The organism is Pseudaminobacter sp. Soil_N_29, assembly GCF_057656055.1.
On record NZ_JBDGLC010000002.1, the window covers coordinates 538,969 to 559,657 of the forward strand.

Consider the following 20,689-nt stretch of genomic DNA (forward strand, 5'->3'; position numbering starts at 1 on the left):
CCGTCAACCCTTCATCATGTTCACGTCTTCGACCGCGATGGAGCCGCGGTTGCGGAAGAAGACGACGAGAATGGCAAGGCCGATAGCTGCCTCGGCAGCGGCGACCGTGAGCACGAACAGCGCGAACACCTGTCCGACCATGTCGTGCAGCGTCGCCGAGAAGGCTACGAAGTTGAGGTTCACCGCGAGCAGGATGAGTTCGATCGACATGAGCATGACGATCACGTTTTTCCTGTTCAGAAAGATGCCGAACACGCCAAGCGTGAACAGGATCGCCGAAACGGTCAGATAATGTGCGATGCCGACTTCCATCGTCAGATTCCCTTGCCAGTTTCGACTTTCTTGATTTCGATCGTGCCCGTGCGGGCGACCTGCGCCGCGATGTTCTGCCGCTTGATGCCCTGCTTGTGGCGCAGCGTCAGCACGATCGCACCGATCATGGCGACCAGCAGGATCAGCCCGGCCACCTGGAAGTAGAAGATGTAATCCGTGTACAGGATGTCGCCGAGCGCGGCCGTGTTGTGGCGCGTGGCCAGATCAGGCATCGGCGCGGACACGGTCTCCGCCAGCTTCGGCGAGAACACATAGCCGCTCGTGACCACGATCAGCTCGGCCAGCAGCACCAGGCCCACCAGCGCGCCGATCGGCGCATATTGCAGCGCGCCCGACTTCAGCTCGGCGAAGTCGACGTCCAGCATCATCACCACGAACAGGAACAGGACCGCCACGGCGCCGACATAAACGACCAGCAGGATCATCGCCAGGAACTCGGCGCCCGTCAGGAGGAACAGGCCTGCCGCGTTGAAGAAGGTGAGGATCAGGAAGAGAACCGAATGCACAGGGTTGCGCGCCGAAATGACCATGAAGGCCGACGCAATCGCAACAAAGGCAAAGAGGTAGAAAAAGGCCGCCTCTAATCCACTCAGCATGGGTTCCCCCAGTTTTCCTTCACGGGCCGCGGCGCCATGCACCCGACCCTATTCCTGGCCTTTGCGCCGCTTTCGGCGGGCAAGGCCGCGTGTTCCTTAGACGAGCAGCTTCGGCTCGTCCATGATTCTCGTCTCACCGGTACGGCGCATCCAACGCGATGTTGCGGGCGAGCTCGCGCTCCCAGCGGTCGCCGTTGGCGAGCAGCTTTTCCTTGTCGTAGTAAAGCTCCTCGCGCGTCTCGGTCGCGAATTCGAAGTTCGGCCCTTCGACGATGGCGTCGACCGGGCAGGCCTCCTGGCAGAAGCCGCAATAGATGCACTTCACCATGTCGATGTCGTAGCGCACCGTGCGGCGGGTGCCATCGTTGCGGCGCGGGCCGGCCTCGATGGTGATGGCCTGCGCCGGGCAGATCGCCTCACACAGCTTGCAGGCGATGCAGCGCTCTTCGCCGTTGGGATAACGGCGCAGCGCATGTTCGCCGCGGAAGCGAGGGCTGACCGGGCCCTTCTCGTGCGGGTAGTTCAGTGTCGGCTTGGGCGAGAAGAACATCCGCATCGACAGGAAGAACGCCTGCACGAACTCCTTCAGGAGCAGCGACTTGGCGGCTTGGGCTAGAGCTGACATCGTCAATCTCCAAATACGTAACTGGCTACGGCGTAGCCGACGACCGGCGAAAGCGCGCAGTGGCGCAGGCCGGCAATGTTGAAAACTCGAGCGGTCGCGGCGTGCCCGGCAGGCGCGGCGGGAGACTGCGGCTGCGCGAACCGCGCAGCCAACCCCTCCAGGTTGCCGGTCATGCCCGTGGCCGTCATGCCAGCCCCGTCAGCTTCAGGAAGGCGGCGGTGGCCACCACCATGAACAGCGAGATCGGCAGGAAAACCTTCCAGCCCAGGCGCATGAGCTGGTCGTAGCGATAGCGCGGCACGAACGCCTTCACCATGGCGAACATGAAGAAGACGAAGCACACCTTGAGCACGAACCAGACAACGCCCGGCACCCAGGTGAACGGCGCGAAGTCGAACGGCGGCAGCCACCCGCCCAGGAACAGGACGGTGGTGAGCGCGCACATCAGCACGATCGCGACATATTCGCCAAGGAAGAAGAGCAGGAACGGCGTCGAGGAATATTCGATCATGTGGCCGGCCACCAGCTCCGACTCGGCTTCCACCAGGTCGAAGGGCGGGCGGTTCGTCTCGGCCAGCGCCGAGATGAAGAAGATGACGAACATCGGGAACAGGGCCAGCCAGTGCCAGTCGAGGAACGAGTTCGGCATGCCGAGCATGGTGCCGATGCCGTCGCGCTGCGACAGAACGATGTCGCTGAGGTTGAGCGAGCCGACGCACAGCAGAACGGTGACGATGACGAAGCCGATGGAGACTTCATAAGACACCATCTGCGCGGCCGAACGAAGCGCGCCAAGGAACGGATATTTCGAGTTGGATGCCCAGCCGCCCATGATCACGCCATAGACCTCGAGCGAGGAGATGGCGAAGACATAGAGGATGCCGACATTGATGTTGGCGACCGCCCAGCCCTCATTGACCGGAATGACCGCCCAGGCCGCCATCGCCAGCACGGCCGAGACCAGCGGGGCAAGCAGGAACACGCCCTTGTTGGCGCCCGACGGGATGATCGGCTCCTTCACGACGAACTTCAGCAAGTCGGCGAAGGACTGCAGCAGGCCCCACGGGCCGACCACGTTCGGGCCGCGACGGATCTGCACTGCCGCCCAGATCTTGCGGTCGGCGTAGAGAATGTAGGCCACGAAGACCAGCAGGATGACGAGCATCGCCACCGACTTCAAGAGGATGATCAGTCCCGGCAGAACGTAGAATGAGAAGAAAGTGTCCATGATCGTCCTACTCGGCTGCCTGCTTGAAGCCGTCCTTCGCGAGGGCCGAGCATTCCGCCATGACGGCCGAGGCACGCGCGATCGGGTTGGTCAGATAGAAGTCCGCGACAGGGGAGACGAAGGCCTCCTTGCTCACCGCGCCGCCGAGCCTGGCGACATTGGCGATGTCGGCCGGGTTGCCGGCAGCAATCTCGTCGACTTCGGCCAGATGCGGGTATTCCGCGTAGAGCCTGGCGCGAAGCTGCGCCAGCGAGTCGAACGGCAGGCGATGGCCAAGCACCTCGGAAAGCGCCCGCAGGATCGCCCAGTCTTCCTTCGCCTCGCCCGGCGCGAATCCGGCGCGGTTGGTCTGCTGGACGCGGCCTTCGGTGTTCACATAGGTGCCCGACTTCTCAGTGTAGGCCGAAGCCGGCAGGATGACGTCGGCGCGGTGCGCACCGGCATCGCCATGGGTGCCGATATAGACCACGAAGGCCGAGCCGGCCGTGTTCATGTCGAACTCGTCAGCGCCGAGCAGGAACAGGACATCGGTCCCGCCGAGCATCTCGCCCACGCTCAGGCCGCCCTCGCCCGGCACGAAGCCGATGTCGAGGCCGCCGACGCGCGCGGCAGCCGTGTGCAGCACGGCAAAACCGTTCCACTCGTCGCTGACGGCGCCAACGGCGGTCGCCAGCTTGGCAGCAAGGCCGAGAACGGCAACGCCGTCTTCGCGCGCCAGAGCCCCCTGCCCCACGATGATCAGCGGGCGCTGCGCCTTCTTCAGCACGGAGAAGAAGTTGCCCTTGCCGTCGGCCAGTTCCTTGAGCGTCTCGGGACCAGCGCCGAGCATCTCGTATTCATAGCGCAGGTCGCCCATGTCACCGACCACGCCGACCGGCAAGTCGCCCATGCGCCAGCGCTTGCGGATGCGCGTGTTGAGCACCGATGCCTCAAAGCGCGGGTTGGAGCCGATGATCAGCACCGCATCCGCGTGCTCGATGCCCTCGATGGTCGGGTTGAAGATGTAGCTGGCGCGTCCGAGCACCGGATCGAGCGCGGCGCCATCCTGGCGGCAGTCGATATTGGCCGAGCCAAGCGAAGCCATGAGCTGCTTCAGCGCATACATTTCCTCGACCGCGGCGAGATCGCCGGCGATCGCGCCGATGCGATCGGCGGAGGTCTTGGCAACGGCGTCCTTGATGGCGGCGAATGCTTCCGCCCAGGTCGCCTGGCTCAGGCGCCCGTTGCGGCGCACATATGGCCGGTCGAGGCGCTGCGTGCGCAGGCCGTCCCAGATGAAGCGGGTCTTGTCGGAGATCCATTCCTCGTTCACCTGGTCGTTGATGCGCGGCATGATGCGCATCACCTCGCGACCGCGGCTGTCGACGCGGATGGCCGAGCCGACGGCGTCCATCACGTCGATGGATTCGGTCTTGGTCAGCTCCCACGGACGCGCCTGGAAGGCGTAAGGACGCGAGGTCAGCGCGCCGACCGGGCACAGGTCGATCACGTTGCCCTGCAACTCGGAGGTCATCGCCTGCTCGAGATAGGTGGTGATTTCGGCATCCTCGCCGCGGCCGATCAGGCCAAGCTCGGAAATGCCGGCCACTTCGGTGGTGAAGCGGACACAACGCGTGCAGTGGATGCAGCGCGTCATGATCGTCTTGACCAGCGGGCCGATATACTTGTCCTCGACCGCGCGCTTGTTTTCCTTATAGCGCGAGGAGTCCACGCCATAGGCCATGGCCTGGTCCTGCAGGTCGCACTCGCCGCCCTGATCGCAGATCGGGCAGTCGAGCGGATGGTTGATCAGCAGGAATTCCATCACGCCTTCGCGGGCCTTCTTGACCATCGGCGTGTTGGTGAACACCTCGGGAAGCTCGCCGTTGGGGCCGGGGCGCAGGTCGCGCACGCCCATGGCGCAGGAAGCCGCCGGCTTGGGCGGTCCGCCCTTCACCTCGACCAGGCACATGCGGCAGTTGCCGGCGATCGACAGACGCTCGTGGAAGCAGAAGCGCGGCACTTCCGCGCCGGCCTCTTCAGCCGCCTGCAAGAGCGTGTAGTGATCGGGAACCTCGATCTCGATGCCGTCGACCTTGAGTTTAGCCATACGCTTCAAACCCCTGCGGTGTATCCGCAATTCCTTGGCCGGGTGTTCTTGCCGAACCCCGACCGACCCAATTCAATGTTTCTTCTCAACCGTCGCCGCAGATGCCGCGCCGGCGCCGTTGACGGACAGTGCAGGCACGGCTCCCTGCGCGGCGTTTTCCTTCGTCCTTACTCCGCTGCCACCAGCGCCGGCTCGGCGCGATGGGCATTGCGGGTGAACTCATCGATGCGCCGCTCGATCTCCGGACGGAAATGCCGGATCAGGCCCTGGATCGGCCACGCCGCAGCGTCGCCAAGGGCGCAAATCGTGTGGCCTTCCACCTGCTTGGTGACGTCCAGCAGCATGTCGATCTCGCGCTTCTGCGCTTCGCCGCGCACCAAACGCTCCATCACGCGCCACATCCAGCCGGTGCCCTCACGGCACGGCGTGCACTGGCCGCAGCTTTCATGTTTGTAGAAGTAGGAGAGCCGCGCAATCGCCTTCACGATGTCGGTGGACTTGTCCATGACGATGACGGCGGCCGTGCCGAGACCCGACTTCAGGTCGCGCAACGCGTCGAAATCCATCGGGCAGTCCATGATCTGCTCGGCCGGCACCAGCGGCACCGAAGAGCCGCCCGGAATGACCGCCAGCAAATTGTCCCAGCCGCCGCGAATGCCGCCGCAGTGCTTCTCGATCAGCTCGCGGAACGGGATCGACATGGCCTCTTCGACCGTGCACGGATTGTTGACGTGGCCGGAGATGCAGAACAGCTTGGTGCCGGCGTTGTTCGGGCGGCCGAACGACGAGAACCATGCAGCGCCGCGACGCAGGATGGTCGGCGCAACTGCGATCGACTCGACGTTATTGACCGTGGTCGGGCAGCCGTAGAGGCCGACATTGGCCGGGAACGGCGGCTTCAGGCGCGGCTGGCCCTTCTTGCCTTCCAGGCTCTCCAGCAGCGCGGTTTCCTCGCCGCAGATATAGGCGCCGGCGCCGTGGTGAACATAGATGTCGAAGTCGTAGCCGTTCTTGTTGCCCTTGCCGATCAGCTTGGCGGCATAGGCCTCGTCGATAGCGCGCTGTAGCGCCTCGCGCTCGCGCATGAACTCGCCGCGCACATAGATGTAGGCCGCGACGGCATTCATGGCGAAGCCGGCGATCAGGCAGCCCTCGACCAGCGTGTGCGGGTCATGGCGCAGGATGTCGCGGTCCTTGCAGGTGCCCGGCTCGGATTCGTCGGCATTGACAACGAGATAGGAGGGACGGTCGTCGCTCTGCTTGGGCATGAACGACCACTTGAGGCCGGTCGGGAAGCCGGCGCCGCCGCGGCCGCGCAGGCCCGACGCCTTCATCTCGTTGATGATCCAGTCGCGGCCCTTTTCTATGATGCCCGCCGTGCCATCCCAGCAGCCGCGCGCCATGGCCCCCTTCAACGACTTGTCGAAGCGGCCATAGATGTTGGTGAAGATACGGTCCTTGTCCTGAAGCATTTCTCGTCCCTCAGACCGGCTTCTTGCCGTCGCGCGTCGACTTCAGGACGGCTTTCTCGTCCTGAAGGGTGGTCTGGCCCGAAGCCGGAGCCGAATAGAAGCGCCCATTCTGCGGACCGGGCTGAACGGTGTCGCCCTTGCCCGCCTCGAACAGGTCGATGATCTCGGCCAGCCGTTCGGGCGTCAGGTCCTCATAGGCATCCTTGAAGATCATGACCATGGGCGCGTTCACGCATGCGCCCTGGCATTCCACCTCCTCCCAGGACAGCGTGCCGGCCTCGTTGAGGTGGAGCTGGTCATGATGGATCTTGGAGCGGCACACATCCATCAGCGCTTCCGAGCCGCGCAGCATGCACGGCGTGGTGCCGCACACCTGGATGTGCGCTCGGGTGCCGACCGGCTTGAGCTGGAACTGCGTGTAGAAGGTGGCGACCTCGAGCACGCGGATCAGCGGCATGTCGAGCATTTCGGCCACGTATTCGATCGCGGCGCGGGTCACCCAGCCTTCCTGCTCCTGCGCCAGCATCAGCAGCGGAATGACGGCCGACTGCTCGCGGCCTTTCGGGTACTTCTGGATCCAGGTCTTGGCCTGCGCGGCCATTTCGCTGTTGAAGGCGAAGGACGCGGGCTGGACGCTGGCATCTGCGAGACGACGAACGGACATATTAGCGGTCAACCTCACCAAAGACGATGTCGAGGGAGCCGAGGACGGCGGTGACGTCGGCCAGCATGTGGCCGCGACACAGGAAGTCCATCGCCTGCAGGTGTGCGAAGCCAGGGGCCCTGAGCTTGCAGCGATAAGGCTTGTTGGTGCCATCGGAGACGAGATAGACGCCGAACTCGCCCTTGGGCGCCTCGACGGCGGCATAAACCTCGCCGGCCGGCACGTGGTAGCCCTCGGTATAGAGCTTGAAATGATGGATCAGCGCTTCCATCGAGCGCTTCATCTCGCCGCGCTTCGGCGGCACGACCTTGCCATCGGTGTTGGAGACCGGCCCGACCTTCTCTGTGCTCAGCAGGCGCTCGACGCACTGGCGCATGATGCGAACCGACTGGCGCATCTCTTCCATGCGGATGAGATAGCGGTCGTAGCAGTCGCCGTGCTTGCCGACCGGAATGTCGAATTCCATTTCGGAATAGCACTCGTAGGGCTGGCTCTTGCGCAGGTCCCAGGCTGCGCCCGAGCCGCGCACCATCACGCCGGAGAAGCCCCAGGCCCATGCGTCTTCCAGCGACACCACGCCGATGTCGGCGTTGCGCTGCTTGAAGATGCGGTTCTCGGTCAGCAGTTCATCGAGCGCGTCGACCGTCTTCATGAACGGATCGCACCACTTGCCGATGTCCTCGACCAGCTTCTCGGGCAGGTCCTGGTGGACGCCGCCGGGCCGGAAATAGGCCGAGTGCATGCGCGCGCCGGAAGCACGCTCGTAGAAGACCATCAGCTTCTCGCGCTCCTCGAAGCCCCACAGCGGCGGGGTGAGCGCGCCGACGTCCATCGCCTGCGTGGTGACGTTGAGCAGGTGATTGAGGATGCGGCCGATCTCGGAATAGAGCACGCGGATCAGCTGGCCGCGCTTCGGCACCGCGATGCCGAGCAGACGCTCGACCGCGAGCGCGAAGGCGTGCTCCTGGTTCATCGGCGCCACGTAGTCGAGGCGGTCGAGATAGGGCAGAGCCTGCAGATAGGTCTTGTGCTCCATCAGCTTCTCGGTGCCGCGGTGCAGCAGGCCGATATGCGGATCGACGCGCTCGACCACTTCACCGTCGAGCTCGAGCACCAGGCGCAGCACGCCGTGCGCGGCCGGATGCTGCGGGCCGAAGTTGATGTTGAAATTGCGGACGGAGGTTTCAGCCATTCTGGCGCCTCAATTTCCCTTGGCCTTCTCGTCGCCCGGCAGGACGTAGTCGGTCCCTTCCCACGGCGAGAGAAAATCGAAATTGCGGAATTCCTGCCTGAGTTCGACAGGCTCGTAAACGACGCGCTTGGCCGCATCGTCGTAGCGAACCTCCACGAAGCCGGTCAGAGGGAAATCCTTGCGAAGCGGATAGCCTTCGAAGCCATAGTCGGTCAGCAGGCGGCGCAGATCAGGGTGACCCGAGAACAGAATGCCATACATGTCGTAGGCTTCGCGCTCGAACCAGTCGGCGCCGGGATAGATGCCGGTCAGCGACGGCACCGGGGTCTCGTCGTCGGTCTGCACCTTCAGGCGGATGCGCAGGTTCTGGCGCGGCGACAGCAGGTGATAGACCACGTCGAAGCGCTTTTCGCGCGCCAGGTGGTCGACACCGCAAATGTCGATCATCGAGACGAACTGGCACTGCACGTCGTCACGCAGAAAGCCGGCAACGGCGACGATGTCGTCCGGCGCGACAGAGATGGTCAGCTCGCCATAGGCCAGAACCGTCTCACCGATCCGGGCACCGAGCTTCTCGGCCAGATAGACCGCAAGGTCCTTGAGGGCTTCACTCATGGAAAATCACCGTTCGATCGTGCCGGTGCGGCGGATCTTCTTCTGCAGGAGAAGAATGCCGTAAAGCAGCGCTTCCGCCGTGGGCGGGCAGCCGGGCACATAGATATCCACCGGCACCACGCGGTCACAGCCGCGCACCACCGAATAAGAATAATGGTAGTAGCCGCCGCCATTGGCGCAGGAGCCCATGGAAATGACGTATCGCGGCTCCGGCATCTGGTCATAGACCTTGCGCAGCGCAGGCGCCATCTTGTTGGTCAGCGTGCCGGCCACGATCATCACGTCCGACTGGCGCGGGGAAGCGCGCGGCGCGATGCCGAAGCGCTCGGCGTCGTAGCGCGGCATCGAAATGTGCATCATCTCGACAGCGCAGCAGGCAAGGCCGAACGTCATCCACATCAGCGAGCCGGTACGCGCCCAGGTGATCAGCGCCTCGGAAGAGGTGACCAGAAAGCCCTTGTCGGAAAGCTCGTTGTTGATGTCGGCCACGAACGGATCGTCAGCGCCGATCAGCTTGCCCGTATTCGGATCGATAATGCCCTTGGGCTTGGCCGCGACAAGCGTGGGGGATGCCTGATTCAATCCCATTCCAGCGCTCCCTTCTTCCATTCGTAGATAAAGCCGATCGTGAGCACCGCCAGGAAGACCATCATCGACCAGAAGCCCAGCATGCCGATCTCGCCGAACGACACCGCCCACGGGAACAGGAACGCCACCTCAAGGTCGAAGATGATGAACAGGATCGCCACCAGATAGTAGCGGATGTCGAACTTCATCCGTGCGTCATCGAAGGAGTTGAAGCCGCACTCATATGCCGACAGCTTCTCCGGGTCCGGATTGCGGTAGGCAATAATGAACGGCGCGGCGATCAGCGCGAGACCGATCACCAGGGCAACACCGATGAAAATGACAATGGGAAGATATGAACTTAATAGCCCACTCATGCTCCGACTTTCCGTTGGCGGCCAACCGACCAAATTATAGCACTGAATCGAGCCTCAGGACCGCGACACATGCGCAGGTCAGATGGCGCCGAAAACCCATGCTGCAACGCGGCGAGGGTTAGCGCAGGCGCTTCGGCGAAGCAAGTCAAACCTTGGCCAAAGGGCGGCTGCGTCCATCGCTTTTGCGCGATTGGCGGCTCAGAACCCGAATTTGATATCTATACTCTTTTACTCCACTTTTCCTCCTGACACAATTCGGGTTGCAACATTGCTAGCGTGAGGCGCCAATCCGATTCCCGGACGAAACCGGAAGTCGCAACAGGACCCCGCGGAGCGAACGAACATGAAGGAAAGGATCTCGCTCAAGCTGGCGCGGCGCATAGCGCTGGCCGCGCAAGGTTTCGCCGATGCCCGCCCCGCCGGCCCCATCGACCGCAGGCACCTCAACAAGGTGCTTTCGCGCATCGGCCTGCTGCAGATCGATTCCGTGAGCGTGGTGGTGCGCGCGCACTACATGCCGCTGTTCTCGCGGCTAGGCCCCTACCCGCGCGACCTGCTCGACAAGGCGGCCAACTCGAAGAAGCGCTCGCTGTTCGAGTATTGGGCGCACGAAGCCTCTTTCCTGCCCGTGGAAACCTATCCGCTGCTGCGTTGGCGCATGCAGCGCGCGGAACGCCACGAAGAGATGTACACCGGCTTGGCCAACTGGGCGCAGCAGAACACGCGTCTAATCGATGACATCTATAGCGAGGTCGTCGCCCGAGGCCCCGTCGCCGCCTCCGACATTGACGGCGCCAAGGGTTCCGGCGGCTGGTGGGGTTGGAGCGACGAAAAGCACGCCTTCGAATGGCTGTTCTGGGCCGGCCGCATCACCACCGCCTCGCGCCGCGGCTTCGAGCGCCTCTACGACCTGCCCGAGCGCGTGCTGCCGTCATCGGTCTTTTCCGCGCCGGCGCCGACCGCCGCCGACGCGCACCGCGAACTGCTGCGCATCTCTGCCCGCGCGCTGGGCATCGCGACGGTGGGTGACCTGCGCGACTATTTTCGTCTCTCGTCCGCCGACGTGAAGGGCCGCGTGGAAGAGCTGGTCGAATCGGGGGAGCTTCTGCCGGTGCGCGTGGAGAGCTGGAGCCAGCAGGCCTATCTGCACACGGGCGCACGCATGCCGCGCAAGGTGGAGGCCCGCGCGCTGCTGGCCCCCTTCGACCCGGTCGTGTGGGAACGCTCCCGCGCCGAACGGCTATTCGGCTTCCGCTATCGCATCGAAATCTACACGCCAGCCGCCAAGCGGCAATACGGCTATTACGTCCTGCCCTTCCTGCTCGGCGACACCATTGCGGCGCGCATCGACCTCAAGGCCGACCGGCCCGCCGGTGTGCTGCGCGTGCAGGCCGCCTATGCAGAACCCGGCGCACCAGCCCACACCGCCGAAGCCCTGGCCGACGAGCTTCGCCTGATGGCGCAATGGCTGGAACTGGAGCGCATCGACGTCGTGCCTGCCGGCGACCTGGCACCGGCGCTGACGGACATCCTCACGTCGTAACCGCGCGTTGACAGGCCAAGCCGCCCCCGCCTAAATTCGCCCGCGACGGTCCCCTCTCCGCAAAGGGAGGGGCCAAGAGGGAATGCGGTGCGGGGACAAATCCCAATTCCGCAGCTGTACCCGCAACTGTAAGCGAAGAGCCGAAGGCCGACAGCCACTGGAGTTTTCCGGGAAGGCGGCGTGAGGCGACGATGCGCGAGCCAGGAGACCTGCCGTCATACCATTAATCCGACCGCCCGGCGGGTGTCCTGGGCAAGGAGCATGATTCTAGTGAAGACCGAAGCTGACTCGACAGCGCTGGCCGAGGATGTCCGTGATGCGGATGGCTCCGACATAACCGTTGTCGTCTGTTCCTCCTGCCGGGACGAAACCGGCTCCGACGCCCGCCCCCGCGCCGGCGAATTTCTGGCGCAGGCCACGCTGCGCGCCGCTTCCAACGAAAACATCCGTGTCCAGCAGGTCGAGTGCCTTGGCAACTGCAAGCGCCGGCTGAGTGCCGCACTGCTTCGCAACGGCTGCTGGAGCTACGTCTTCGGCGACCTGACGCCTGAAAGCGGCCCGGACCTGATTGCCGGCGCCAAGCTTTTCGCGACCGCCACAGACGGCATACTGCCCTGGCGCGGCCGCCCCGACAGCCTCAAGCGCGGCCTTGTCGCCCGCATTCCCCCTCTTGCCATAGTGAAGGACATTTCATGACCGCCTCCGCGACCCGCGTTCCCTGCACCGTCGTCACCGGCTTTCTCGGCGCCGGCAAAACCACGCTGATCCGCAACATCCTCGAAAACGCCAATGGCAAGCGCCTGGCGCTGATCGTCAACGAATTCGGCGATGTCGGCGTGGACGGCGAGATTCTGAAAAGCTGCGGCATCGACGCCTGCCCGGAGGAAAACATCGTCGAGCTGGCAAACGGCTGCCTGTGCTGCACCGTGGCCGACGATTTTGTGCCGGCGCTGGATGAAATCCTGTCGCGCGAGCCGAAGGTGGATCACATCCTGATCGAGACCTCGGGCCTGGCGCTGCCCAAGCCGCTGGTGCAGGCCTTCCAGTGGCCTTCGGTGAAGAGCCGCGTGACGGTCGACGGCGTCGTTGCCGTGGTGGACGGTGCCGCTCTCGCCGCCGGTCAGGTTGCCTCCGACATGGACGCCCTGCAGGCGCAGCGCGAGGAAGACGAGACGCTGGACCACGACGATCCGGTCGAGGAAGTGTTCCAGGACCAGGTGGCCTGCGCCGACCTCATCATCCTTTCCAAGAGCGACCTGATCGACGCGGACGGCAGCGCCCGCGCCCATGCGACGATCGGCGAGCATCTGTCACGCGCGGTAAAAGTGGTGCCGAGCGCGCATGGCAAGGTCGATCCGTCGGTGATGCTCGGCCTCGGCCTCGCCGTCGAGGACGACATCGAAAACCGCAAGACGCTGCATGACGGCATGCTCGACCATGAGCACGACGATTTTGACTCGTTCATCGTGGAGTTGCCGGCCATCGCCAGCCCCGAGGAACTGGCAAACCGCGTGGCGGCGGCAGCAGAGCAGGAGAACGTGCTGCGCGTGAAGGGTTTTGTCGATGTGGCCGGCAAGCCGATGCGGCTTCTGGTGCAAGCCGTCGGCCCGCGCGTGAACCACTATTATGACCGCGCCTGGACGCCGGCCGAGGAGCGCCGCTCGCGTCTCGTCGTCATCGGGCTGAAGGGCCTGAACCGCGAGGCCATCGAGCGCATTCTGGCGAACTGAGCAGGCGCGCGCGGCCATGCACATACTGACCACGACATCCGCCTCGCTCGACGACCTGATCGAGCCGGTCGACCTGCGGCAGACGCCGGCGGATGTCGTGGCGCTGTCTTTCACCGACAGCGATCTGGCCGGGCTGGCTGCGGCGTGGCGGCAGGAGGCGGACACCCTGCCCTCCATGCGGCTGGCAGCACTTCGCGACCTGCGCCACCCGATGTCGGTGGACCTTTGGGTCGACAGCGTGGCCGCCCACGCAAAAATCATCCTCGTGCGCATCCTTGGCGGCTACGACTGGTGGCGCTATGGCTGCGACCGGCTGGCCGCCATCTGCCGCGAGAAGAACATTCGCCTCGCGCTGCTGCCCGGCGAAAGCCACGACGAGGACCAGCGGCTGATCGAATGCTCGACACTGCCTCGCGAAAAGCTCGACCTGCTGCTCGCCTATTTCCGCGAGGGCGGGCCGGACAATATGCGCGCGCTGATGCACCATCTGGCCGGACTTGCCGGCGGACAGGGCGCTGCGACGGAGCCGATCGCGGTGCCAAAGGCCGGGTTTTACGAGCCGGGCAAGGGCGTGGTTCAGGCGGCTGCTGCGCTGGCTGACGCCCCCATCGTCCCGATCCTCTTCTACCGCTCGATGCTGCTGGCAGCCGATGTCGCGCCCATCGATGCGCTGGTCGAGGCGTTGCGCGCGCGGGGCATCGCGCCTGTTCCCATCTTCGTCTCCAGCCTGAAAGACAAAACCTCCCTCGCCTTCGTGGAAAGCGCGTTGGCGAACCTAAAGCCGGCGGCCATCATCACCGCCACCGCCTTTGCCAGCAGCGCCGAGCCGGGCGTGGAAACGCTGTTCGACCGCGCGGGCGCGCCAGTATTCCAGGTCATCGTCGCCACCACGCGTCGTGATGCCTGGGCCGAAAACCAGCGCGGACTGGCACCGGCCGACCTTGCCATGCATGTGGTGATGCCCGAGCTCGACGGGCGCATCCTGGCCGGTGCGATCTCGTTCAAGGCCGAGATGGAGGTAGACAGCGCCCTTGCCTTCAAGGGCCTCGCCAACCGCCCCGAGCCCGACCGCGTCGAGCAGGTGGCGGGCCGCATCGCCGCATTCCTGCGCCTGCAGCGCGAGCCGCGGGCGACGCGCAAGGTTGCGATCCTGATCCCGGACTATCCCAGTGCGCCCGGCCGCACCGGCTATGCCGTCGGCCTCGACGTGCCCAACAGCGTGCTCGCCATGCTGCACGACCTGAAGGCCGAGGGCTATCACGTTGAAGGGATTCCCGAATCGCCCCGCGAACTGCTGGACCTTCTGGCACGCCGCGTCCACGGCATCAGCCTCGAGGACTATGCTCGCCTCTCCCCCGAACTGCCCGCAGCGGCGCGGGCAACCGTCGAGGCGGCGTGGGGCGATGCCGCGAGCGAAACCGAGGAAGGCGGCGATTTCCCCTTCCGCGCCGCGACCTTCGGCAACGTCACCGTCGCTTTGGCACCCGATCGCGGGCGCTCGGCCGACCGCCGCGCCGACTATCACGACCCGACGCTGCCGCCGCGCCATGCGCTGGTGGCCTTCGGGCTCTGGCTGCGCAAAAGCCTTGGCTGCCATACGCTGGTGCATGTCGGCGCGCACGGCACGCTGGAATGGCTGCCCGGCAAGACGGTGGCGCTCGGCCAAAACTGTTTTCCTGAAATCGTCACCGGCGGCCTGCCGGTGGTCTATCCCTTCATCGTCAGCAATCCGGGCGAGGCCGCGCAGGCCAAGCGGCGCATTGCCGCCGTCACGCTTGGCCACCTGCCCCCGCCGCTTGCCCATGCCGGGCTGGACGAGAACCAGCAGACGCTGGAGCGACTGGTGGACGAATATGCGCAGGCCGACGGCCTCGACCGCCGCCGCCGCGACCGGCTGGCAAAGCTGATCGTCGACACTGCCTCGCAGACCGGCCTTGCCGCCGAGGCCGGCGTTGCCAGAACCGATGCGCCGGACGAGGCCCTGCGCCGCATCGATGCCTGGCTCTGCGACCTCAAGGATTTTGCGGTCAAGGACGGCTTGCATGTCTATGGCCGCGCCGCCGAAGGCGAGGCCGACGAGCAGCGCCTGAGAAGCGCGGAAAGCGAGCGTGCGGCGCTGATCGCAGCGCTCGACGGACGCCACATCACCGCCGGCCCCTCCGGCGCGCCGGCGCGCGGGCGCACCGACGTGCTGCCCACAGGCCGCAACCTGTTCACCGCCGATCCGCGCACCATGCCCACCCCGACGGCCTTCGACCTCGGCCGTGCGGCGGCGCAGGAGGTGCTGACGCGCTATCTGCAGGACCATGGCGACTGGCCGCGCTCGCTGGTCATCGACCTCTGGGGCAGCGCCTCGCTGCGCACCGGCGGCGAGGAGATCGCGCAGGGCCTGTTCCTGATGGGCTGCCGCCCGCAATGGGATGCCGCGACTGGCCGCGTGACCGGCATCGAGGTGCTGCCGCCGGCAACGGTAGGGCGGCCGCGCGTGGACGTGACCTGGCGCATTTCCGGCCTGTTCCGCGACATGTTCCCGACCCAGATCGCGCTGATCGACGCCGCAGCCGCGGCCGTCGCCGCGCGCGACGAGGAGGCGTCCGAAAACCCGCTGGCCGCCGAAGCGCGCGCGAGCGGGTGCACGCCACCGCGCATCTTCGGCTCCTCGCCCGGCACCTATGGCGCGGGGCTGGAGGAAATGCTGGCGCGCGGCGAATGGCAGGACCGCGCCGAGCTCGGCCGTGCCTATCTGGACGCCACCTCCCACGCCTATGGCGGCCCCTCTGGCGAAGGGGTTTCCGCGCCCGGCGCCTTCGCGACACGGATCGCCGAGGCCGACCTGCTGGTGCACAGTGGCGACGACCCCGGCCGCGACATCCTTGAAGGCTCGGCCGACGTCGCCTTCATCGGCGGCTTTTCGGCCGCACTTGCCGCACTCGGCAACAATGCCGACGTGATCGTGCTCGACACCACCGATCCAGCGCGGCCGCGCCCGCGCTCGGTTACCGAGGCGGTGACGCGGGTGGTGCGCGCCCGCGCGGTCAATCCGCGCTTTATCGAGGGCCAGATGCGCCACGGGCCGCGCGGCGCATCCGAATTCGCCGAGACGGTGGACCGGCTGGTCGGCTTTGCCGAAACCACCCATGCCATTCCCGGCGCTCTGATCGAGGCCGTGCACGACGCCTATCTCGGCGACGAAGCGGTGCGCGCCTTCCTGCTGCGCGAGAACCCGGCCGCGGCCAAGGTGATCGCCGAGCGTTTCGCCTCGGCGCGGCGGCGCGGGCTGTGGCATCCGCTGCGCAACTCGATCGACGACGATCTGGCAAGCCTGATCGCCGAGGCCGAAGCGCTGGGAGCGGCGGCATGAGCGGCTTTTCGCGCAGAGGCGCCTGTCCGGCACTCTCGGCCCCGATGCAGACGGGCGATGGGCTGCTTGTGCGGCTCAACCCCGCAGCTGGAGGAGTTTCGCCTAAGGAGTTGATCGGACTCTGCGAATCCGCCCTGAGGCACGGCAATGGCGTGGTCGAGGTGACGGCGCGCGGCAGCCTGCAGATTCGCGGGCTGACCGCCGAAAGCGCGACAATGCTGGCGGCCGAGGTCGATGTGCTGGGCATCGCCGTCCGCACCGGCGTGCCGGTGGAGATGGGGCCGCTCGCGGGGCTAGATCCAGTAGAAATCGCCGATCCCTCACCGCTCGCCGCGCGCGTCCGCGATGCCATCGACGCAGCCGGGCTTGGCGCTCGGCTCGGGCCAAAGGTTTCCGTGGTGGTCGATGGCGGCGGTCGGCTGAACATGGACACCGTGCAGGCAGATGTGCGGCTGACCGCGCTCGCGCCCGGACAGTGGCTGCTGGCAGTCGCCGGCGATGCCAGCACCGCAACGCCAATCGGCGCGGTCGCCGAGGACGATGCGTGTGATGCAGTTGTGGCGATATTGCAGGAGATCGCGGATCGTGGCCGCGAGGCGCGGGCGCGGGATTTGGATTTGAGCGCCTTACCCTCCCCCTTGTGGGGAGGGTCGGCGAGCGACATTCGCGGAGCGGATGTCGAGAGACGGGGTGGGGGTGTTTCCCCTGCACCGGCGGCTACCCCCACCCCGGCGCTACGCGCCGACCTGCCAGGGCGAGCCACGGGTCTCGCCCGTCCTTCGGACCCCCACAAGGGGGAGGGTAAAGGCCCGCTCGGCGCCCTTCCTCTTGCCAACTCTGGTCATGCCCTGATCCTCGGCCTGCCCTTCGGCAGCATGCCCGCGGCCCGGCTGATCGAATTGACAAAAATAGCCGAAGGCTTCGGCGCAACCGAAATTCGCCCTGCCCTGCAACGCTCGCTGATCCTGCTCGGCCTCGCAGAGTCCGCCTGCGCTCCCCTCTTGGCCGAAGCCACTCAGCTCGGCTTCGTCACCGACCCGCTCGACCCGCGCCGCATGATAGCGGCCTGCCCCGGCGCGCCGGCCTGCGCATCGGGCCGCGTTGCCGCGCGCGAATTGGCTGAAGAAATCGCCCGCGAAAGCGGCTCGGCACTCGATCCGTCCGTCACGCTACACATTTCCGGCTGCGCCAAGGGCTGCGCGCATCCGGCACGCGCCGCACTCACTCTGGTGGGCGACGAAAAAGGAGCCGGACTTGTCGTTGACGGGACGGCGAAGGCACTTCCGGCCGCGTACACGCCGGGCTATGAACTCGCCAACGGTTTCGGCCGGGTCGCAGCGCTTCTGAAGCAGGAGCGCCGACCCGGAGAGACAACGGCACAGTGCATCGCGCGGCTCGGCGAAAGCCGGCTCGCAGCGGCTTTTCAGCAGGGATGAAGATGGCGGGATACGATTATATTCACGACGGCAACGCGATCTACGAACGCTCCTTCGCGATCATTCGCGCCGAGGCCGACCTGTCGCGCTTTTCCGAGGCCGAGGCCGATGTTGCCGTGCGCATGATCCATGCCTGCGGCCTTGTCGAGGCAGCGGAAAAGTTCGAGTTCGGGCCGGGCTTCGTGGAAGCCGCGAGTGCCGCTTTGAAGGCTGGCGCGCCGATCTTCTGCGATGCCGAGATGGTGTCGCGCGGCGTGACCCGCGCCCGGCTGCCCGCCGACAACGAGGTGATCTGCACCCTGCGCGACGAGCGCACGCCCGCGCTGGCGCAGGAGATCGGCAACACCCGCTCCGCTGCCGCGATAAAACTCTGGCTCGACCGCATGGCGGGCTCGGTGGTGGCCATCGGCAATGCGCCGACCGCCCTCTTCTACCTGCTCGAACTGCTGCGCGACGGCGCGCCGAAGCCTGCGGCCATCATCGGCATGCCGGTGGGATTTGTGGGTGCTGCCGAATCCAAGGATGCGCTGGCGGAAAATTCCTATGGCGTGCCCTATGCCATCGTGCGCGGACGCCTCGGCGGCAGCGCCATGACGGCCGCCGCCCTCAACGCGCTGGCGAGGCCCGGACTGTGAGCGCTGAACCCAAAGGCCGCCTCATCGGCGTCGGCACCGGCCCCGGCGACCCCGAGCTTCTGACCCTGAAGGCCGTTCGCGCGCTGGGCGAGGCCGACGTGCTGGCGCATTTCGCCAAGCGCGGCAACAACGGCAATGCCCGAGCCATCATCTCGGCGCATCTGAAGCCCGGCATCGTCGAACTGCCGCTGCTCTATCCGGTGACAACCGAGATCGACAAGGACCATGCCGACTACAAGGCCGCCATCACCGGCTTCTACGAGGAGTCGGCGCGCGCCGTGGCCGAGCATCTCGATGCGGGCCGCACGGTCGCCGTGCTGAGCGAGGGCGACCCGCTGTTCTATGGCTCCTACATGCACCTGCATGTGCGGCTGTCGCAGCACTACCGAACCGAGGTTATCCCGGGCGTGACTGCCATGTCCGGCTGCTGGTCGCAGACCGGCCTGCCGATCGTGCAGGGCGACGACGTGCTGAGCGTGCTGCCCGGCACGATGAGCGAGTTCGAGCTTTCGCGGCGGCTGGCCGACACGGATGCCGCCGTCATCATGAAAGTGGGTCGCAACCTGCCGAAAATCCGCCGCGCGCTCGCCACCACCGGCAAGCTGGAGCGGGCGATGTATGTCGAGCGCGGCACCATGGCCAACACTGCTTCCATGCCGCTGGCCGAGAAGGCCGACGACACCGCGCCCTATTTCGCCATCGTGCTGGTGCCCGGCTGGGAGGGACGGCCATGAGCGGACGTCTTTTCGTCATCGGCCTCGGCCCCGGCAATCCCGGCCAGATCACGCCGGAGGCAAGTGCTGCGGCGGCCGAGGCGCAGTTCTTCTACGGCTACGCCCCCTATGTCGACCGGCTGAACCTGCGGTCCGATCAGACCCGCATCGCCTCCGACAACCGCGAGGAGATTTCGCGCGCCAACGCAGCGCTTGAGCGGGCCGCAAGCGGTGCCAGCGTCGCGGTGGTTTCGGGCGGCGATCCAGGCGTCTTCGCCATGGCGGCGGCTGTGTGCGAGGCCATCGAGGCAGGCCCCGCCGAATGGCGCGACATCGAGCTGACCATCGTTCCCGGCGTCACCGCCATGCTGGCGGTCGCGGCCCGCATCGGCGCGCCGCTCGGTCACGATTTCTGCGCCATCTCGCTTTCGGATAATCTGAAACCGTGGGACCTGATCCTGCGGCGGCTGGAGGCGGCAGCGGGCGCGGGTTTTGTCATCGCGCTCTACAATCCGATCAGCAAGGCGCGGCCCTGGCAGCTTGGCGAAGCGCTGGACAAGTTGCGGACCATCCTGCCCGGCACGACGCCCGTCATCTTCGGCCGCGCCGCCGGCCGGCCCGACGAGCGCATCGAGATCACGCCGCTGGCGGAAGCCCACGCCGAGCAGGCCGACATGGCGACCTGCGTGATGATCGGCTCGCCCGAAACCCGCATCATCGAGCGCGGCGAAAAACGCCCGCTGGTCTACACGCCGCGCTTTTCGGCAGGTGCCAGCCAATGATCGACCATGCCGGCCAGCTCCGCGACGCTTTGCGCATGAGGCACCTGCGGCAGGTCCGGCCTGCGGAACAGGATGACCTCGATGCCGAGTTCGCGCGCGGCCGCGATCTTGCCATAGGTGGCGGCTCCGCCGCTGTTCTTGGCGACGATGGCGTCGATGCGGTGGCTGGCCAGCAACTCGCGCTCGTCGGCCTCGGCGAAGGGGCCGCGCGCGAGGATGTAAGTCGCGTTCGGCACGGCGAGCGGCGGCTCGACGGGATCGACGCTGCGGATGACATAGGCATGCTGCGGCGCGCCCTCAAAGGCGGCGATCTCCTGCCGGCCGAGCGCCAGGAAAACGCGACGCGCCATCTGGCCGAGCGCGGCGACCGCTTCTTCGGCATTTTCGACCAGCCTCCAGCGGTCGCCCTCGACCGCCTCCCAACCCGGACGGCGCAGCGCCAGGATCGGCACGCCGGCAAGCGTGGCAGCTTCAGCCGCGTTGCGCGAAATATTGGCCGCGTAAGGATGCGTGGCGTCGATCAGCAGTTCGACGCGCTCGTCGCTCAGATATCGCGTCAGCCCTTCGGCTCCGCCAAAGCCGCCGCTGCGCACTGGCACGGGTTGCGCCACGGGATCGACCGTGCGGCCGGCGAGCGACAGTGTGAGGGAAAGATCGGCGCGGGCGGCCAGCCTGCCGGCAAGCTGCCGGGCTTCGGTGGTGCCGCCAAGTATCAGAACGCGGTGGGTCAT

20 protein-coding genes, 1 pseudogene and 1 riboswitch are annotated in these 20,689 nt (G+C 66.0%); of the genes and pseudogenes, 8 read left to right on the forward strand and 13 right to left on the reverse strand.

Annotated features, from left to right (window positions below; translation table 11 throughout):
- Window positions 1–3: 3 nt before the first annotated feature.
- From nuoK to AC3A4H_RS08585, 12 genes and pseudogenes are all read right to left on the reverse strand, one after another.
- Window positions 4–312: an NADH-quinone oxidoreductase subunit NuoK gene (gene nuoK, locus AC3A4H_RS08530; RefSeq protein ID WP_348777268.1), complete on the reverse strand. Its 309-nt coding sequence runs from the start codon at window positions 310–312 to the stop codon at window positions 4–6.
- Between the two features lie 2 nt (window positions 313–314).
- Complete coding sequence (locus AC3A4H_RS08535; protein ID WP_348777269.1) at window positions 315–929, reverse strand: NADH-quinone oxidoreductase subunit J; 615 nt, start codon at window positions 927–929, stop codon at window positions 315–317.
- Window positions 930–1,062: 133 nt separating this feature from the next.
- Window positions 1,063–1,554, reverse strand: a complete 492-nt coding sequence (gene nuoI / locus AC3A4H_RS08540) for an NADH-quinone oxidoreductase subunit NuoI (RefSeq protein WP_348777270.1) — start codon at window positions 1,552–1,554, stop codon at window positions 1,063–1,065.
- 2 nt (window positions 1,555–1,556) lie between these two features.
- A complete protein-coding gene (locus AC3A4H_RS08545) occupies window positions 1,557–1,727 on the reverse strand; it encodes a hypothetical protein (protein WP_487766312.1) in 171 nt (56 codons plus the stop codon).
- A gap of 11 nt (window positions 1,728–1,738) precedes the next feature.
- A complete protein-coding gene (gene nuoH / locus AC3A4H_RS08550) occupies window positions 1,739–2,782 on the reverse strand; it encodes an NADH-quinone oxidoreductase subunit NuoH (protein WP_348777271.1) in 1,044 nt (347 codons plus the stop codon).
- 7 nt (window positions 2,783–2,789) lie between these two features.
- Entirely contained in the window at window positions 2,790–4,871 is a 2,082-nt protein-coding gene (gene nuoG, locus AC3A4H_RS08555) for an NADH-quinone oxidoreductase subunit NuoG (protein WP_487766313.1), read from the reverse strand.
- 167 nt (window positions 4,872–5,038) lie between these two features.
- Complete coding sequence (gene nuoF / locus AC3A4H_RS08560; protein ID WP_348777273.1) at window positions 5,039–6,343, reverse strand: NADH-quinone oxidoreductase subunit NuoF; 1,305 nt, start codon at window positions 6,341–6,343, stop codon at window positions 5,039–5,041.
- A gap of 28 nt (window positions 6,344–6,371) precedes the next feature.
- A pseudogene (gene nuoE, locus AC3A4H_RS08565) lies at window positions 6,372–7,007 on the reverse strand (NADH-quinone oxidoreductase subunit NuoE); the annotation flags it as partial.
- A 1-nt stretch (window position 7,008) separates the two neighbouring features.
- On the reverse strand, window positions 7,009–8,199 hold the full coding sequence (locus AC3A4H_RS08570) for an NADH-quinone oxidoreductase subunit D (protein WP_487766314.1): 1,191 nt from the start codon (window positions 8,197–8,199) through the stop codon (window positions 7,009–7,011).
- 9 nt (window positions 8,200–8,208) lie between these two features.
- The gene (locus AC3A4H_RS08575; protein ID WP_487766315.1) at window positions 8,209–8,814 is read right to left on the reverse strand and encodes an NADH-quinone oxidoreductase subunit C; all 606 of its coding nucleotides are present in this window, start codon (window positions 8,812–8,814) and stop codon (window positions 8,209–8,211) included.
- 6 nt (window positions 8,815–8,820) lie between these two features.
- Window positions 8,821–9,402, reverse strand: coding sequence for a NuoB/complex I 20 kDa subunit family protein (locus AC3A4H_RS08580; protein ID WP_348777276.1), 582 nt, complete (start codon window positions 9,400–9,402; stop codon window positions 8,821–8,823).
- On the reverse strand, window positions 9,393–9,758 hold the full coding sequence (locus AC3A4H_RS08585) for an NADH-quinone oxidoreductase subunit A (protein ID WP_348777277.1): 366 nt from the start codon (window positions 9,756–9,758) through the stop codon (window positions 9,393–9,395). The genes AC3A4H_RS08580 and AC3A4H_RS08585 overlap by 10 nt, the downstream gene beginning before the upstream one ends.
- 343 nt (window positions 9,759–10,101) lie before the next feature.
- Here AC3A4H_RS08585 and AC3A4H_RS08590 point away from each other — a divergent pair, with 343 nt between their 5' ends.
- The 8 genes from AC3A4H_RS08590 (at window position 10,102) to AC3A4H_RS08625 (ending at window position 19,958) form a co-directional block, all read left to right on the forward strand.
- A complete protein-coding gene (locus tag AC3A4H_RS08590; protein ID WP_487766316.1) occupies window positions 10,102–11,301 on the forward strand; it encodes a winged helix-turn-helix domain-containing protein in 1,200 nt (399 codons plus the stop codon).
- A 29-nt stretch (window positions 11,302–11,330) separates the two neighbouring features.
- Window positions 11,331–11,532, forward strand: a riboswitch (cobalamin riboswitch).
- A 30-nt stretch (window positions 11,533–11,562) separates the two neighbouring features.
- The gene (locus AC3A4H_RS08595; protein ID WP_487766317.1) at window positions 11,563–11,997 is read left to right on the forward strand and encodes a DUF1636 family protein; all 435 of its coding nucleotides are present in this window, start codon (window positions 11,563–11,565) and stop codon (window positions 11,995–11,997) included.
- Window positions 11,994–13,031: a cobalamin biosynthesis protein CobW gene (gene cobW / locus AC3A4H_RS08600; RefSeq protein ID WP_487766318.1), complete on the forward strand. Its 1,038-nt coding sequence runs from the start codon at window positions 11,994–11,996 to the stop codon at window positions 13,029–13,031. The genes AC3A4H_RS08595 and cobW overlap by 4 nt, the downstream gene beginning before the upstream one ends.
- A gap of 16 nt (window positions 13,032–13,047) precedes the next feature.
- Window positions 13,048–16,392, forward strand: a complete 3,345-nt coding sequence (gene cobN, locus AC3A4H_RS08605) for a cobaltochelatase subunit CobN (protein ID WP_487766319.1) — start codon at window positions 13,048–13,050, stop codon at window positions 16,390–16,392.
- 44 nt (window positions 16,393–16,436) lie between these two features.
- Window positions 16,437–17,828: a precorrin-3B synthase gene (cobG, locus tag AC3A4H_RS08610; protein WP_487766351.1), complete on the forward strand. Its 1,392-nt coding sequence runs from the start codon at window positions 16,437–16,439 to the stop codon at window positions 17,826–17,828.
- Between the two features lie 2 nt (window positions 17,829–17,830).
- On the forward strand, window positions 17,831–18,463 hold the full coding sequence (locus tag AC3A4H_RS08615) for a precorrin-8X methylmutase (RefSeq protein ID WP_487766320.1): 633 nt from the start codon (window positions 17,831–17,833) through the stop codon (window positions 18,461–18,463).
- A complete protein-coding gene (locus AC3A4H_RS08620) occupies window positions 18,460–19,197 on the forward strand; it encodes a precorrin-2 C(20)-methyltransferase (protein ID WP_487766321.1) in 738 nt (245 codons plus the stop codon). The genes AC3A4H_RS08615 and AC3A4H_RS08620 overlap by 4 nt, the downstream gene beginning before the upstream one ends.
- A complete protein-coding gene (locus tag AC3A4H_RS08625; RefSeq protein ID WP_487766322.1) occupies window positions 19,194–19,958 on the forward strand; it encodes a precorrin-3B C(17)-methyltransferase in 765 nt (254 codons plus the stop codon). Before AC3A4H_RS08620 ends, AC3A4H_RS08625 begins: the two co-directional genes overlap by 4 nt.
- On the opposite strand, the gene AC3A4H_RS08630 is transcribed toward AC3A4H_RS08625, so the two are convergent.
- Complete coding sequence (locus AC3A4H_RS08630; protein ID WP_487766352.1) at window positions 19,922–20,689, reverse strand: cobalt-precorrin-6A reductase; 768 nt, start codon at window positions 20,687–20,689, stop codon at window positions 19,922–19,924. The genes AC3A4H_RS08625 and AC3A4H_RS08630 overlap by 37 nt on opposite strands.

Excerpts from the sequence above, each read along its gene's own strand:
- nuoF (WP_348777273.1), bottom strand. The coding sequence starts at position 6,343 with ATGCTTCAGGACAAGGACCGTATCTTCACCAACATCTATGGCCGCTTC.
- AC3A4H_RS08575 (WP_487766315.1), bottom strand. The coding sequence starts at position 8,814 with ATGAGTGAAGCCCTCAAGGACCTTGCGGTCTATCTGGCCGAGAAGCTC.
- AC3A4H_RS08615 (WP_487766320.1), top strand. The coding sequence starts at position 17,831 with ATGGCGGGATACGATTATATTCACGACGGCAACGCGATCTACGAACGC.
- nuoK (WP_348777268.1), bottom strand. The coding sequence starts at position 312 with ATGGAAGTCGGCATCGCACATTATCTGACCGTTTCGGCGATCCTGTTC.
- AC3A4H_RS08625 (WP_487766322.1), top strand. The coding sequence starts at position 19,194 with ATGAGCGGACGTCTTTTCGTCATCGGCCTCGGCCCCGGCAATCCCGGC.
- nuoG (WP_487766313.1), bottom strand. The coding sequence starts at position 4,871 with ATGGCTAAACTCAAGGTCGACGGCATCGAGATCGAGGTTCCCGATCAC.
- cobW (WP_487766318.1), top strand. The coding sequence starts at position 11,994 with ATGACCGCCTCCGCGACCCGCGTTCCCTGCACCGTCGTCACCGGCTTT.
- AC3A4H_RS08585 (WP_348777277.1), bottom strand. The coding sequence starts at position 9,758 with ATGAGTGGGCTATTAAGTTCATATCTTCCCATTGTCATTTTCATCGGT.
- nuoH (WP_348777271.1), bottom strand. The coding sequence starts at position 2,782 with ATGGACACTTTCTTCTCATTCTACGTTCTGCCGGGACTGATCATCCTC.
- nuoI (WP_348777270.1), bottom strand. The coding sequence starts at position 1,554 with ATGTCAGCTCTAGCCCAAGCCGCCAAGTCGCTGCTCCTGAAGGAGTTC.
- AC3A4H_RS08630 (WP_487766352.1), bottom strand. The coding sequence starts at position 20,689 with ATGACCCACCGCGTTCTGATACTTGGCGGCACCACCGAAGCCCGGCAG.
- AC3A4H_RS08590 (WP_487766316.1), top strand. The coding sequence starts at position 10,102 with ATGAAGGAAAGGATCTCGCTCAAGCTGGCGCGGCGCATAGCGCTGGCC.
- AC3A4H_RS08545 (WP_487766312.1), bottom strand. The coding sequence starts at position 1,727 with ATGACCGGCAACCTGGAGGGGTTGGCTGCGCGGTTCGCGCAGCCGCAG.
- AC3A4H_RS08595 (WP_487766317.1), top strand. The coding sequence starts at position 11,563 with ATGATTCTAGTGAAGACCGAAGCTGACTCGACAGCGCTGGCCGAGGAT.
- cobG (WP_487766351.1), top strand. The coding sequence starts at position 16,437 with ATGCAGACGGGCGATGGGCTGCTTGTGCGGCTCAACCCCGCAGCTGGA.
- AC3A4H_RS08580 (WP_348777276.1), bottom strand. The coding sequence starts at position 9,402 with ATGGGATTGAATCAGGCATCCCCCACGCTTGTCGCGGCCAAGCCCAAG.
- AC3A4H_RS08535 (WP_348777269.1), bottom strand. The coding sequence starts at position 929 with ATGCTGAGTGGATTAGAGGCGGCCTTTTTCTACCTCTTTGCCTTTGTT.
- AC3A4H_RS08570 (WP_487766314.1), bottom strand. The coding sequence starts at position 8,199 with ATGGCTGAAACCTCCGTCCGCAATTTCAACATCAACTTCGGCCCGCAG.
- cobN (WP_487766319.1), top strand. The coding sequence starts at position 13,048 with ATGCACATACTGACCACGACATCCGCCTCGCTCGACGACCTGATCGAG.